At 66.3% G+C, this 13,939-nt stretch carries 15 protein-coding genes; 10 read left to right on the forward strand and 5 right to left on the reverse strand.

Annotated elements, in window-relative coordinates:
- The first annotated feature begins 81 nt into the window (after nt 1-81).
- From AB4Y73_RS18670 to AB4Y73_RS18715, 10 genes are all read left to right on the forward strand, one after another.
- Nucleotides 82-1,428 (forward strand): ABC transporter substrate-binding protein, encoded by a 1,347-nt coding sequence (locus tag AB4Y73_RS18670; RefSeq protein ID WP_441873845.1) that lies wholly within the window; start codon nt 82-84, stop codon nt 1,426-1,428.
- Between the two features lie 26 nt (nt 1,429-1,454).
- Nucleotides 1,455-2,423 carry a carbohydrate ABC transporter permease gene (locus tag AB4Y73_RS18675; RefSeq protein WP_441873847.1) on the forward strand — a complete coding sequence of 323 codons (969 nt, stop codon included), beginning with the start codon at nt 1,455-1,457 and terminating at the stop codon, nt 2,421-2,423.
- On the forward strand, nt 2,420-3,337 hold the full coding sequence (locus AB4Y73_RS18680) for a carbohydrate ABC transporter permease (RefSeq protein WP_441873849.1): 918 nt from the start codon (nt 2,420-2,422) through the stop codon (nt 3,335-3,337). Before AB4Y73_RS18675 ends, AB4Y73_RS18680 begins: the two co-directional genes overlap by 4 nt.
- 53 nt (nt 3,338-3,390) lie before the next feature.
- Complete coding sequence (locus AB4Y73_RS18685) at nt 3,391-4,449, forward strand: NAD(P)-dependent alcohol dehydrogenase (protein ID WP_441873851.1); 1,059 nt, start codon at nt 3,391-3,393, stop codon at nt 4,447-4,449.
- 2 nt (nt 4,450-4,451) lie between these two features.
- Nucleotides 4,452-5,417 (forward strand): PfkB family carbohydrate kinase, encoded by a 966-nt coding sequence (locus AB4Y73_RS18690; RefSeq protein WP_441873853.1) that lies wholly within the window; start codon nt 4,452-4,454, stop codon nt 5,415-5,417.
- Nucleotides 5,418-5,552: 135 nt separating this feature from the next.
- Nucleotides 5,553-6,062, forward strand: coding sequence for a hypothetical protein (locus tag AB4Y73_RS18695; protein ID WP_441873855.1), 510 nt, complete (start codon nt 5,553-5,555; stop codon nt 6,060-6,062).
- A 137-nt stretch (nt 6,063-6,199) separates the two neighbouring features.
- On the forward strand, nt 6,200-6,526 hold the full coding sequence (locus AB4Y73_RS18700; protein ID WP_441873857.1) for an ArsR/SmtB family transcription factor: 327 nt from the start codon (nt 6,200-6,202) through the stop codon (nt 6,524-6,526).
- Complete coding sequence (locus tag AB4Y73_RS18705) at nt 6,523-7,242, forward strand: cation diffusion facilitator family transporter (protein ID WP_441873859.1); 720 nt, start codon at nt 6,523-6,525, stop codon at nt 7,240-7,242. The genes AB4Y73_RS18700 and AB4Y73_RS18705 overlap by 4 nt, the downstream gene beginning before the upstream one ends.
- Nucleotides 7,239-7,550 carry a thioredoxin family protein gene (locus AB4Y73_RS18710; RefSeq protein WP_441873861.1) on the forward strand — a complete coding sequence of 104 codons (312 nt, stop codon included), beginning with the start codon at nt 7,239-7,241 and terminating at the stop codon, nt 7,548-7,550. The genes AB4Y73_RS18705 and AB4Y73_RS18710 overlap by 4 nt, the downstream gene beginning before the upstream one ends.
- Before the next feature lie 105 nt (nt 7,551-7,655).
- Nucleotides 7,656-8,429: an oxygenase MpaB family protein gene (locus AB4Y73_RS18715; protein WP_441873863.1), complete on the forward strand. Its 774-nt coding sequence runs from the start codon at nt 7,656-7,658 to the stop codon at nt 8,427-8,429.
- 38 nt (nt 8,430-8,467) lie between these two features.
- Here the strand turns inward: AB4Y73_RS18715 and bcp are convergent, their stop codons facing one another.
- From bcp to gcl, 5 genes are all read right to left on the reverse strand, one after another.
- Entirely contained in the window at nt 8,468-8,935 is a 468-nt protein-coding gene (gene bcp, locus AB4Y73_RS18720) for a thioredoxin-dependent thiol peroxidase (protein WP_441873865.1), read from the reverse strand.
- A 67-nt stretch (nt 8,936-9,002) separates the two neighbouring features.
- Nucleotides 9,003-9,593: a winged helix-turn-helix domain-containing protein gene (locus AB4Y73_RS18725; RefSeq protein ID WP_441873867.1), complete on the reverse strand. Its 591-nt coding sequence runs from the start codon at nt 9,591-9,593 to the stop codon at nt 9,003-9,005.
- Nucleotides 9,594-9,602: 9 nt separating this feature from the next.
- A complete protein-coding gene (allB, locus tag AB4Y73_RS18730; RefSeq protein WP_441873869.1) occupies nt 9,603-10,946 on the reverse strand; it encodes an allantoinase AllB in 1,344 nt (447 codons plus the stop codon).
- Nucleotides 10,939-12,120, reverse strand: coding sequence for a glycerate kinase (locus tag AB4Y73_RS18735; RefSeq protein WP_441873871.1), 1,182 nt, complete (start codon nt 12,118-12,120; stop codon nt 10,939-10,941). Before AB4Y73_RS18735 ends, allB begins: the two co-directional genes overlap by 8 nt.
- A gap of 2 nt (nt 12,121-12,122) precedes the next feature.
- Nucleotides 12,123-13,913: a glyoxylate carboligase gene (gene gcl, locus AB4Y73_RS18740; RefSeq protein ID WP_441873873.1), complete on the reverse strand. Its 1,791-nt coding sequence runs from the start codon at nt 13,911-13,913 to the stop codon at nt 12,123-12,125.
- Between the last annotated feature and the right edge of the window lie 26 nt (nt 13,914-13,939).

The raw sequence follows: 13,939 nt of genomic DNA on the forward strand, positions 1-13,939 counted from the left end.
CGGCCCCCTGCAGCCCAGAACGTCGATAAAGCAGTCGACGCCAGAAGGCTGTACACCCCTTGAAGAACAAAGGAGTCCTTAATGCGCCCAAAAATGCGTGCTGCGACCCTCGCCGCCGGCGCTTTGTGCATCGCCCTGAGTGCATCGGCCTGTGCGGGCGCCGGCGGCGGAAACTCCGCAGGCGACCCGAACAGCATCAATGTCTTGATGGTGAACAACCCCCAAATGGAGGACCTTCAGCGGCTCACCGCTGATAACTTCACCAAGGAAACCGGCATCCGGGTCAACTACACCATCCTGCCGGAGAACGATGTCCGCGCGAAGATCAGCCAGGAGTTCTCCAGCCAGGCCGGCCAGTACGACGTCGCGTCGCTGTCCAACTACGAGATCCCGTTCTACTCCGCCAACGGCTGGCTCGCACCGCTGGACCACGTGGCCAGTGACGCGAAGTTTGACCAGAAAGATATCCTGCCCGCCTACACCGCTTCCCTCACCGGTGCGGACGGCAAGCTCTACGGCGAACCGTTTTACGGCGAATCGTCCTTCCTGATGTACCGCAAGGACATCCTGGAGGCAAAGGGCCTGAGCATGCCGGCGAAGCCCACCTGGGATGAGGTCGCAGACATCGCCGCGAAGGTCGACGGCGCGGCCCCGGGTATGAAGGGCATCTGCCTGCGGGGCCAGCCGGGCTGGGGCCAGGTCTTCGCACCCCTGACCACAGTGGTGAACACCTTCGGCGGCACCTGGTTCGACAAAGACTGGAACGCGCAGGTCAACAGCCCGCAATTCACCGCCGCCGTCGAGTTCTACACCAAACTGGTCCGCGAGCACGGTGAAGCAGGCGCCGCGCAGGCAGGCTTCACCGAGTGCCTGAACAACCTCAGCCAGAGCAAAGTGGCCATGTGGTACGACGCCACGTCGGCCGCAGGCGCCTTGGAAGCCGACTCGTCACCCGTGAAGGGGAAGATCGGCTATGCCCAGGCGCCGGTCAAGGAAACCAAGTCCTCCGGCTGGCTGTGGACCTGGTCCTGGGCTCTGCAGGCGGCCTCCAAGAAGCAGGACGCAGCCGGGAAATTCATCTCCTGGGCAAGTTCGAAGGAGTATGAGGCCCTCGTGGCGTCAAAGCTCGGCTGGGCGAAGGTTCCCTCCGGCAAGCGCATCTCCACCTATGAGAATGCCGAATTCCAGAAGGCGGCCCCGTTCTTCGAGGCCGAACGCTTCGCCATTGAGAACGCCGACCCGAAAAACCCCGGCGCGCAGCCTCGTCCGGCCGTCGGCATCCAGTTTGTCGGCATTCCCGAGTTCGCTGCCCTGGGCACCAACGTCTCGCAGGGTGTGAGTTCGGCCATTGCAGGCCAGGGCTCCGTGGCGGATGCGCTGGCCAAGGGCCAGGAATCCGCCCAAAAAATCGGCAATAAGTACAAGTAGCAACAACCGAACCGCAGGAGAACATCATGACTACCGCAACGGCGCGCATCTCCCGCCCGGGATACCACGCAGCCAAACCAACACGAAACGCCCGGTCGCGCGAACGCGCCCTGGCCTGGGCCCGGCGCGCACCGCTGCTTCCGGCCCTGATCTTCCTCATTGTTGTCACCCAGCTTCCGTTCGTGGTGACACTGATCATCTCGTTCCTGAACTGGAACAGCCTGAGCCCTGACAAGACCGCATTCGCCGGCCTCGAGAACTACGCCACGGTCCTCATGGACCCGGATCTGCGGCAGGCGATCTTCACCACCATCCTCCTCACCGTCTCCGTGGTCCTGATCAGCCTGCTCGTCGGCCTGGGGCTGGCCCTGCTGCTGGACAAGAAGTTCATTGGCCGCGGACTGGCCCGGACCCTGCTGATCGCACCGTTCCTGGTGGTGCCCGTCGCCGCGGCACTGATCTGGAAGCATGCCCTGCTAAACCCCACCTATGGGCTGATCAACGGCATCCTCACCTGGGTGTGGTCACTCTTCGGCAGCGGCACGGCGCCCCAGCTGGACCTGCTGTCCCAGGCGCCGATGATGGCCGTCATCGTGTCCTTGGTCTGGCAGTGGACCCCCTTCATGATGCTCATCCTGCTCGCCGGCCTGCAGTCACGTCCCATGGACACCGTCGAAGCCGCCCAGATGGATGGCGCCACACCCTGGGCGATCTTCCGGCACCTCACCCTGCCGCACCTGCGCCAGTACCTGGAGCTGGGGGGCCTCCTTGGAGCGATCTACATCGTGCAGAACTTCGACGCCGTCTTCACCCTCACTGCGGGCGGACTGGGCACAGCCAACCTGCCCTACGCCATTTACCAGACGTTCTACTTCGCCAACGAATACGGCCTGGCCTCCGCAGCCGGCGTCGTGGTGGTCATCGGCACCATCATCGTGGCCACCTTCGCCCTCCGCACCGTCTTTTCGCTCTTCAAGAAAGAGGCAGCACGATGAGCACGCTCACCCCGGCCGCACCCCGCAATACGTCCGCTGGCCGTACCGCCCTAAACACCGGCACCCGTAAGCGCGGCAAGGCACGCATGGACCCCACCCGCAACAACACCGCGGCGGGTCTCGGGGCCTGGCTTCTCGCCCTGCTGTTCGCCTCCCCGGTGGTGTGGATGATCCTGACGTCCTTCCACTCTGAAACTGACGCAGCCACGAATCCGCCGTCCATCGCCGCGAACCTCACCCTGGACGCGTACCGGGAATTCTTCGGGGAAACGTCCGGCGTCAGCCCGTGGCCGTCGCTGATCAACTCCGCCACCGCCTCGATTCTGTCCACGGTCCTGGTCCTGGTGCTGGCCATCCCGGCGGCCTACGCGCTGTCCATTCGGCCGGTGAAGAAGTGGACCGACGTGATGTTCTTCTTCCTCTCCACCAAAATGATGCCGGTAGTGGCTGCGATCCTGCCGCTTTACCTGTTCGCCAGGAGCGTCGGCGCCCTGGACAACATCTGGTTCCTGATCCTGATGTACACGTCCATGAACCTGCCCATCGCCGTCTGGATGATGCGGTCCTTCCTCGCCGAAGTACCGGTGGAAATGCTGGAAGCCGCCCAGATCGACGGCGCCGGGCTCCTGTTGACGCTTCGCAAAGTGGTGGCCCCCGTTGCGATGCCCGGCATCGCCGCGACCGCCCTGATCTGCTTCATCTTCAGCTGGAACGAGCTGCTCCTCGCCCGGGTCCTTACCGGGGTGGTGGCAGGCACCGCCCCGGTCTTCCTCACCGGCTTCGTCTCCGGCCAGGGCCTCTTCCTGGCGAAAGTCTGCGCCGCCGCCGTCGTTATCTCACTGCCGGTGCTGTTCGCCGGTTTCGCCGCCCAGGACAAGCTCGTCCAGGGTCTCTCCCTCGGCGCGGTGAAATAAACCCAGCGAAATAGCTGGGACCCCACTTTCGAATTCATAGAAGGAGTACTCCAATGACCACCTCAACCGCCCATGCCCCCGCCGTCAGCCCTGAAATCCCCGCCACCATGCGCGCCAACATCCTCAAAAGCCAGGGAGACATGGCCATGGAAACCGTGCCCGTTCCGCAGCTCGACGCCGACCAGGTCCTGGTGCAGGTCGCGGCCGTCGGCGTCTGCGGCAGCGACGTGCACTACTACGAGCACGGCCGGATCGGCCCTTACGTGGTGGACCACCCGCTGATCCTCGGCCACGAACTCTCCGGGCGGATCGCCGCCGTCGGAAGCGCCGTTGATCCCGCCCGCATCGGCAACCGGGTCGCCGTCGAACCCCAGCGCCCCTGCCGCAAGTGCAGGCAGTGCAAAGCCGGGCGCTACAACCTCTGCCCGGACATCGAGTTCTACGCCACCCCGCCGATTGACGGTGCCTTCGCCGAGTATGTGACCATCCAGAGCGACTTCGCCTACGACATCCCGGACAGCGTCAGCGACGAGGCGGCAGCCCTGATCGAACCGCTCTCCGTGGGCCTCTGGGCTTGCGAACGTGCGGAGATCAAGCCCGGCAGCCGGGTCCTGATCGCCGGCGCCGGCCCCATCGGCATCATCGCCGCCCAGGCAGCCCGAGCCTTCGGTGCTACCGAAATCTACATCAGCGACATCGCCGAGGACCGCCTCGCGTTCGCCCTCCAGCACGGGGCAACGCACGCCCTAAACGCGAAAACGGACAGTGTGGAGGGGCTCGACGTCGATGCGTTCATCGACGCGTCCGGCGCGCCGCAGGCCGTCCGTTCCGGGATCAAGGCTGTGGGGCCCGCGGGCCGCGTGATCCTGGTGGGGCTCGGGGCGGACGACGTCGAACTGCCCGTCTCCTACATCCAGAACCGGGAGATTTGGCTCTCGGGCGTCTTCCGCTACACCAACACCTGGCCGCTGGCCATCCAACTGATCGCCGACGGAAAAGTGGACCTGGACATCCTGGTGACCGGCAAGTTCACCCTCGCCGAGTCGGAAGAAGCGCTGAAAGCCGGCAAGCAGGCGGGCCAGCTCAAGGCCGTCGTCTACCCGGGCCGTTGACCATGATCACCGTCATCGGCGAATCGCTGGTGGACATCATCAGCGACCCGCGCCGGGAGGGGCTTCCCCAGGGGGCTTCTACGCAGGCGCACCCGGGCGGGAGCCCGCTGAACGTGGCGGTGGGCGCTGCCCGCCTCGGCCTGGCGACCACGCTGGTGACGCACTACGCCGACGACCCCTACGGCGATTTGATCGAAGGCCATCTCAGCGCCAACGGCGTCGCGGCGCTCAGGGGTGGCAGCGCACCGACGTCGACGGCCACCGCCACACTGGGGGCCGACGGCGCCGCCACCTACGCGTTCAATATCAGCTGGGACATCAACGGGGCAGCCCTTCCAGCCCTTGAAGCCGTGCAGCGTTCCCAGCATGTCCACACAGGCTCCGTCGCGGCCGCGGTTGCACCCGGAGACCAGGCCGCTCTCGCCCTCCTGGCAGCAGCGGGGGAGCACGCGAGCATCAGCTACGATCCGAATTGCCGGCCCGGGATCAGCCCGGATGTGGCGGCGGCACGCGCGCAGGCGGAGCGCTTCGTGTCCGTCAGCGACATCGTCAAAGCCAGCGACGAGGACCTGGCCTGGCTATACCCGGACCGGACGCCCGAGGAAACCCTTTCGGCGTGGCTGGAACTCGGGCCGGCAGTGGTGGCCATGACGCGCGGCGCCGCCGGTCCGGTCGTCCTGTCCCGCCACGAGAGGGTGGAGCTGGCAGCCGAACCAGTCGCCGTGGCAGACACGGTAGGGGCGGGGGACTCCTTCATGGCCGCGCTCATCTCCGGCCTGGACCAACTCTCCGCGCTCGGAGCTGCAGGCCGGCCACGGCTGCACGCCCTGACAGTGGAGGATCTGCAGGCGCTCGCTGCCTACGCCAACCACGCCGCAGCCCTCACCTGCTCCCGTCCGGGGGCCAATCCGCCGGACGCGACCGAACTCGGTCCGCTGGCAGTCCCAGCTGCGGCCCGGGAAGGATAGCGCAGGGGATACGTCGCATCGCCGCAACAGCTTCCGCGGCCCTGAATCGCCGCACAGCTCCCGCGGCCCTGAGGCGGGAATGCCTCACCCTTGCGGGTGATGCGGCTGTGGCCGCGGTGGGCAAGACTGGTAGCTATGGGTATTGGGGAACCGGCAGCGTCCGGATCAAACGCGAACGATGTCGGCCGGGCCAGCCGCCAGGTACGGTGGCCGGCGTACTCGATGGCAGTTGTATTCCTCGGGTATGCCGCGGGCAAGGCTGTCTTTGCCGCGCAGGGCAGGATGGGTTTCCCCGGCGGCCCGGTGGTCTCCGCAGCGGAGCATGAGCGCTACGCCCGCGACGTAATGGACGTGGCCACGACGCAATGGTTGGGGGTTGCCACCGGCCTGCTGGGCGTAGTTCTCGTCATGGCGACCGTTACCGCAGTGGGGCGCCGGGTGCCACGCAAACTCATGCTGCTGATGCTCGGAGCCGCGTTTGTGGGCCTGGGCGCCGGCGCGGTGATCCTGATTGTGGACGGGTTCACCGGCCTGTTCGGCGTTGGCTGGCAGTGGCCCCACGGCATCCTCGGAATCATCATGCTGGGCCTGATGACGGGAACCATCTGGTCCTATGCCGGGGCGACCAAAGCCGTTGCGGACTGAGCGGACGACGGCGGCGCGTTCCGCCGTCGTCCGCTCGCTGAGGTGGGGGCACAGTCCCATGAGCGCCCTGGTTTCGCCGGTGTCTCCACGTTAAATACACCGTTGGATGGATACATCGGCTGATGTATTATTGCTTTATGGAAACGCTCACGCATGCCCCCGTGCTGGCAAGATTCGGCTATGCGGTCTCTGACCCCACCCGGGCACGGATTCTGCTGGCCTTGGCGGATGCGGCCGCTTACCCTTCGGACCTGGCTGATTCCCTCGGGGTCTCGCGGCAGAGCATGTCCAACCACCTGACGTGCCTTCGGGGCTGCGGCTTGGTGGTGGCTGTCCCGGACGGCCGGCGGACCCGGTATGAGCTCGCCGATGCCCGGTTGGGACACGCCATCACGGACCTGCTCGGTGTAGTGCTGGCCGTTGACCAGGCCTGCTGCGCCCCGGACGGGACGTGCCTGGTATGAGCACCACAATTCAGCCTGCACCTTCAGCCGTCCGCCGTGCCACCCTTGCCCGACGGATCCGGCTGTTCGCGGCCGCGACGATTACCTACAACATCATCGAGGTGGTCGCTGCGCTCTGGGCGGGAAACGTGGCGGACTCCTCCGCGCTCATCGGCTTCGGACTGGACTCGGTGATCGAAGTCACCTCCGCCGTCGCCCTGTCCTGGCAGTTCTCCGCCAAGGACCCGGAACGGCGCGAACACCTGACCCTGCGGATCATCGCGGTCTCTTTCTTCGCCTTGGCACTCTTTGTGTCCGTGGACTCCGTCAGGTCGCTGGCCGGAGGCGGCGAGGCACAGCATTCCACCCCGGGCATCGTCATCGCGGCCCTGAGTCTGGCCATCATGCCTGTGTTGTCCTGGCTTCAGCGTCGGGCCGGACGGGAGCTCGGATCCAAGACAGCGGTGGCAGATTCCAAACAGACGCTGCTGTGCACGTACCTCTCTGCAGTTCTCCTGATCGGCCTCGTTCTGAACAGCACCCTGGGCTGGTGGTGGGCAGATGCCGGCGCCGCACTGGTCATCGCCGGGATCGCCGTCCGGGAAGGCATCAACGCTTGGAAAGGCGACATCTGCTGCACCGTGCCGCTTGCCGGGACACGGCCCGACGGCGAGGGTGACGGTTGCTGCGAGGGCTGCGGATCCGGCACTGGACCGGACGGGAAACTGATCCTATGAGGATAGAACTGCTCCACATTGACGACTGCCCCAACACGGCGAAAGCGCTCGAGCACGTGGAAACGGCCCTGGCCACCATGGGGCAACGAGGCGTCACCGTCCACACGCGGCTCATCAAATCGCCAGCAGATACGGTCGGGACCGGATTCGCCGGCTCGCCCACGATCACCGCAGACGGGGCAGACATCTTTCCCGACGGTGCGCCAAGCAGTGATCTCGCGTGTCGGATTTACCGTACGACCGGCGGCTACGCGGGTGCACCGACAGTCGATCAAGTGGTGAAAGCACTCACGAATCACGGCCTCTGACACCTACGCCAATGTTCCGGTGGCTCTGGGGAATTCTGATATCCGCCACGCACCGGGACGTTGGCCTCTGTTTTCGCCCGCGGGGATTGTCGGTATCGTGTGGTGATGGTGCGCAACGTGGCAGACATCGGAGCGGAAGGCGTTCTGCTCGCAGGGGCCGGGCGCGCCATTTTGCTGCAGATCGCGAATCCCGCGGTGGGCCACGGCGTGGCCGAGCACAGCGACTTTGTTGCCCGGCCGTTTGACCGGTTCCGGGCCACCATCACCTACGTTTACGCGGTGAGGTACGGCACCGAGGACCAGGTTGCAGCGGTTCGCCGCAGCGTGAACAAAGCGCATGGCCCCGTGCGCCGCAAGCCCGGAGCGGGCTCCCACGGCTACAGCGCTTTCGACGCGCAGGCCCAGCTGTGGGTGGTGGCCACGCTCTACGACACGGCGGTGACTATCTACGACAAAATCTACGGCCCGCTGGATGATGAGCCCGCCGAGTTGATGTACCAGGACTACGCCAAGCTCGGTACCGCCCTGCAGCTGCCGGCGGGTCTTTGGCCGGCCGACAGGGCAGCCTTCTGGACGTACTGGTATCCACGCGTCCAATCCCTTGAGCTGGACGGCGTTGCTGTCCGTGTAGGCCGCGATCTGCTCTACCCGCCAACCGGCCCGCTGTGGCTCCGGATGAGCATGCCGCTGATCCGCTTCATCACCGCCGGCCTTCTGCCCGACCACCTCCGGCGCGGGTATGGGCTGCCCTGGAGCGAGCGCCACAGCCGCCTGTTCGACCTCACCACCCGCTGGTCCGCGCTGATGTATCCACGGCTGCCGCGAAAAGTCCGGCACTTCGCGAAGGACTACTGCCTCGGCCGGCTCCGCACAGCGTAGAACGGCGACGCCAGAGGAGGCGGGGCGGCGCAGGAGGATCAGACGCCGAGTTCCGCCTTGAGCGCTGCGACGTGGCCCTGGGCCTTGACCTGGTAGTGCGCAAGCGTGACTTTGCCTTCGCCGTCGAGCGCCACGGTGGAACGGACCAGGCCGTCGACCACTTCGCCGTCCACAAGTTTTTCGCCCCAGGCGCCGTATGCCAGCGCCACGGTGTGGTCCTCGTCGGAGAGCAAGGGAAACGTGAGGGCAAAGTCGCCGGTAAACGCCGCCAACTTCTCAGGCGAGTCCGGAGATATGCCCAGGACCTCGTAGCCGGAAGACTGCAGGCTGGCGAGGCTGTCGCGGAAGTCGCACGCCTCGGTGGTGCAGCCGGGCGTGGCGGCTTCCGGGTAAAAATACACAATGACGTTTCGCCCGCGGTAGTCGGCGAGGGAGACCTTCTGGCCGTCGGCGTTGAGCAGGGCGAAATCGGGGGCTTGGTTTCCGGCGAGGAGTTTCTGGGTCATGTTGGAATCCTTGACTTGTGAGGTGACCGCCGTGGCCGGCGGTCAGTGTATGGATGTACGGGACTGGCTAGATGCAGTACTCGGCTGGTCCGCGGACGGTGCTGCCAGGTCCGGGCACGAATTGGTAGCCCCCGCCCCGGACGGTGGCCACTGCATGGCGGGCATTGCCAAGCTTCCGGCGGATCCGGCCAACATAGACGTCGATGGACCGGGCCGAAGCACCCGGGTTTTCAAAGGAGTCCAGAAACTGCTGGAGTTCCCGCCTGCCCACAGTGCGGGACAGGTGTGTCACCAGGTATCGGAGCACCTTGAACTCCACGCCGGTCAGTGGCACGGGGTGGCCGTCCAGCAGCATCTGGTCGGCGGCAAGGTCAACGGCCACCCGGCTGACAGGGCCCGCCGACGGCGGCAGCCGGGTGCCGCCGTCGGCCGCGATTTTGGGCGCGGTGTTGGACGCTCCGGCGGCGGGCCAGTGGACTTCCGCCTCCGGAGCAGATTGGTGGGCGCGTTCCAGCACCAGTTGGGCGGCGCGGGCGAGTACTTCCGGGCTGGTGCCTTCCTGTGGGACGAGCCATACGGCCAGGCCTCGGGCAGCAGCCCTTTGCGGGACAAGCCCGGAACCGGCCGCCGCCCTTGGATGGTGCACTTCCACTGCCATGGCGCGTCCTTAGACTCCGCCTCGGCGGATCAGCTTGCCGGTGGCGGTCAGCCCGTCCACCACACTTCCGCGGAGGAAGGTTTTGCGGACAACTCCGGAGAGCGCCTTGCCGTCGTAAGGGGTGATCGGATTCTTGTGCTTGAGCTTGGACACGTCCACCACGAAGGCTTCGTCCGGCGCGAAGATGGAGAAATCGGCATCGTAACCGAGCGCCAGTTGGCCTTTGTTCTGCAGGCGGGCCAGTGCTGCAGGCCCTTCTGCCATCCAAGACACCACCTTCTCCAGCGGGATCCCGCGGTGCCGCGCTTCCGTCCAGATCAGTGACAGGCCCAGCTGGAGCGATGACACCCCGCCCCAGGCCACGGCGAAGTCGCCGTTTTCCAGGTCTTTCAGGTCCAGCGTGGACGGGGAGTGGTCCGAGACGATGCAGTCGATCGTGCCCTCCTGCAGGCCCTGCCACAGCAGTTCACGGTTGGACGCCTCGCGGATGGGCGGGCAGCACTTGTAGGCTGTGGCGCCGTCCGGGATCTCCTCCGCCATGAGCGTCAGGTAGTGCGGGCACGTCTCCACGGTGAGTTTCACGCCGTCGCGCTTTGCACTGGCAATCATGGGCAAAGCGTCCGACGACGAAAGGTGCAGGATGTGCGCGCGGGCACCGGTCCAGCGGGCCCGTTCGATGACCTCAGCGATGGCCTTGTTCTCTGCCCCGCGCGGGCGGGAGGCCAGGAAGGTTTCGTAATGGTCGCCGCCGGGGTGGGGTGCGCGGTCGATCGCGTGCGAGTCCTCCGCATGGACGATCATGAGCGAGTCGAAGGACTTCAGCTCGGCCATGTCCGCTTCCATCTCGTCCGCGTCCAGGTGCGGGAACTCGTCCACGCCGGAGTGCAGCAGGAAGCACTTGAAGCCGAACACGCCCTCGTCGTGCAGGGGGCGCAGGTCCGACTTGTTCCCGGGGATGGCGCCGCCCCAGAACCCGACGTCAATGAATGCCTGGTCCTCGGCCACCTCGCGCTTGAGCTTGAGGTTTTCCACGGTGGTGGTGGGCGGGACGGAGTTGAGCGGCATGTCGATGATGGTGGTCACGCCGCCCGCTGCCGCGGCGCGCGTAGCAGAGGCGAAACCCTCCCACTCGGTGCGGCCGGGCTCGTTGACATGGACGTGCGTGTCCACCAGGCCGGGGATGAGGGTCTCGTCGTCGGCGAGCTCGATCACTTCAGCGCCGGCGAGGCCGTTGCCGAAGGGTTCGATGGCCACGATCTTCCCGCCGCGGACCCCCACTTCACGGGCCGTGATGCCGGCCGTGGTGAGGACCCGCTGGCCCCGGATGACAAGGTCAAAGCGTTCTTCAGACATGGAGATCCTCCTGTGTGTGAACGGTCCATGCTCGCGGGGTAGCCGCCAGCCCTGCGCCGATCCGTGTTCCCACCTGCTCCAGAAGCCGGCCGGCTTCCGCGATACAGGTCTCTACGTTGCTATCGAGTTCAGTTAAAGCGTAGGTCTCCCGGAAGCCGGCGGCGGCGAGCTCTTGCCGCGCCAAGGTGGTGTGCCCGCAGACAGCCACCACGGGCACTCCCGCTGCGGCTGCCGCGCGGGCGACGCCCATGGGTGTTTTGCCCAGAAGACTTTGTTCGTCGAGGCTGCCTTCGCCGGTGATCACCAGGTCTGCGCCGGCCAGCCGGTCGGCGAGCCCAGTGAATTCAAGTACGACGTCGATACCCGGGCGGCGGCTCGCGGCCAGCACGGCGATGGCTGCGTAGCCCACACCGCCCGCTGCCCCGGCTCCCAGGGCTTCGGCTGCCTTGATGGCGCGGTGACCGATTTCCCTGGCCAGGACTTCGACAAACCTGGCCAGGGCGGCGTCGAGCATGCCGACGTCCTGTTGTGTGGCGCCCTTCTGCGGGCCGAAAATCGACGCGGCACCCTGGGGGCCCAGCAGGGGATTATCGACGTCGGACGCCAGTACAAAGCGTGTGTCCTTCAGCCGGGGTTCAAACCCGGTGAAGTCGATGGTGTCCAGGCCGGCCAGGGGTGCGCCGCCGGCGGGCAGCTCGTTGCCGTTGGCGTCCAGGAACCTGGCGCCGAGCCCCTGTAGGAGGCCGGCGCCGCCGTCGGTGTTCGCACTGCCGCCCACGCCGAGGATGATCTGGCGGCAGCCCAGATCCAGTGCGGCACGGATCAGTTCGCCGGTGCCGAGGCTGGTTGCGCCGTTGGCGGTGTCCGGGCTCGGGCCGCCGGGGAGCAGTGCGAGCCCGGAAGCTGCGGCCATTTCGATCACTGCCTCCCGGCCGCGGACCGCGAAGTCGGCCTGGACCGGCCGGCCCGTGGGCCCGGTGACGGTGGCGTTCCGGCGGGTGAAACCGGAGCCGACGGCGGCGTCGAGGCTGCCCTCGCCGCCGTCGGCCACCGGAATCCGGACAACCTCAAGGTTGCCGCCGGCCCCACGCTGCAGGCCCTTTTCCAGGTGGCTGCACACCTCCGGAGCTGACAGCGATCCCTTGAACTTGTCCGGGGCGATCACGATGCGCATGGTTAGGCCTGCAGTGCCAGGATGGCGGTGGGAGCGTCGGCAGCGGTCTCGGCCAGTTCCTCGAACTCGTTCACGGCGTTGATTTCCACGCCCATGGAGATGTTGGTGACCTTTTCCAGGATCACTTCCACCACCACGGGAACCTGGAACTCGCCCATCAGGGCCTTGGCCTTGTCGAACGCCGCGGCAAGATCGTTGGGGTCTTCAACGCGGACGGCCTTGCAGCCCAGGCCTTCGGCCACCTTCAGGTGGTCCACGCCGTAGCCGCGGGTGTCCTCGGACAGGTGCGCGCTGTTGATGTTCTCGAACGCCAGGGACACGTTCTGCTCCATGTTGAACCCGCGTTGCGACTGCCGGATCAGGCCCAGGTAGGAGTTGTTCACCACCACGTGGATGTACGGCAGGTTGAACTGTGCGCCTACGGCCAGTTCCTCGATCATGAACTGGAAGTCGTAGTCGCCGGAGAGGGCCACCACTGTCTGGTCCGGGTTGGAGCGTGCGACGCCGAGGGCGGCCGGGGCGGTCCAGCCCAGGGGTCCTGCCTGGCCGGCGTTGATCCACTTGCGCGGGCCGAACACGTGCAGCATCTGGGCGCCGGCGATCTGGGACAGGCCGATGGTGGACACGTAGGTGGTGTCGCGGCCGAAGGACTTGTTCATCTCCTCATACACGCGCTGCGGCTTGATGGGGATGTTGTCGAAGTGGGTCTTGCGGTGCAGGGAGGCCTTGCGGTCCGCGCACTCGGCAACCCACGCGGCGTAGTCCGGCAGGGACCCGGCCGCCTTGCGCTCTTTGGCGAGTTCAACCAGCCCGGCCAGCGCCGCACCGGCGTCGGACGCGATGCCCAGGTCCGGTGAGAACACCCGGCCGATCTGGGTGGGCTCGATGTCGATGTGCACGAACGTGCGGCCAGCGGTGTAGGTGTCCAGGCCGCCGGTGTGGCGGTTGGCCCAGCGGTTGCCGATGCCGATCACGAAGTCGCTCTGCAGGTAGTTCTCGTTGCCGTATCGGTGGGAGGTCTGCAGGCCCACCATGCCGGCCATGAGCCGGTGGTCGTCCGGGATGGTGCCCCAGCCCATCAGGGTGGGGATGACCGGAACGTTCAGGGTCTCGGCCAGTTCCACCAGCTGTGCGGAGGCGCCGGCGTTGATGATGCCGCCGCCGGCCACGATCAGCGGGTGCCTGGCGGCGAGGAGCATGTCCAGGGCCTTTTCCAGCTGCTTGCGGGAGGCCTTGGGCTTCTCGACGGGGAGGGGCTCGTAGGTGTCGATGTCGAATTCGATCTCCGCCAGCTGCACGTCGATGGGCAGGTCGAGCAGCACGGGGCCGGGGCGGCCGGAGCGCATAAGCTGGAAGGCCTTCTGGAAGGCGCCCGGAATCTGGCCCGGTTCCATGATGGTCATGGCCATTTTGGTGACCGGGGCAGCGATTGTCTGGATGTCCACGGCCTGGAAGTCTTCCTTGTGCAGCTTGGCCACCGGCGCCTGGCCGGTGATGCAGAGCATGGGGATGGAATCTGCCCACGCGGCGTACAGCCCGGTGATCATGTCGGTTCCGGCGGGGCCGGAGGTGCCGATGCAGATGCCGATGTTGCCGTCCTTGGCCCGGCTGAAGCCATCGGCCATGTGGCTGGCGCCTTCGACGTGGCGGGCCAGGGTGTGGCGGATGCCGCCGTGGGCGCGCATTGCGGAATAGAAGGGGTTGATGGCAGCGCCTGGCAGGCCGAACGCCTCGATGGCGCCTTCCTTTTCCAGGATGGCCACCGCTGCATCAACGGTACGCATCTTGCTCATGGGGTGCTCCTTGAAGGCTTGAAAGT

Source organism: Pseudarthrobacter sp. TAF60_1 (assembly GCF_052113505.1).
Lineage (GTDB): Bacteria > Actinomycetota > Actinomycetes > Actinomycetales > Micrococcaceae > Arthrobacter.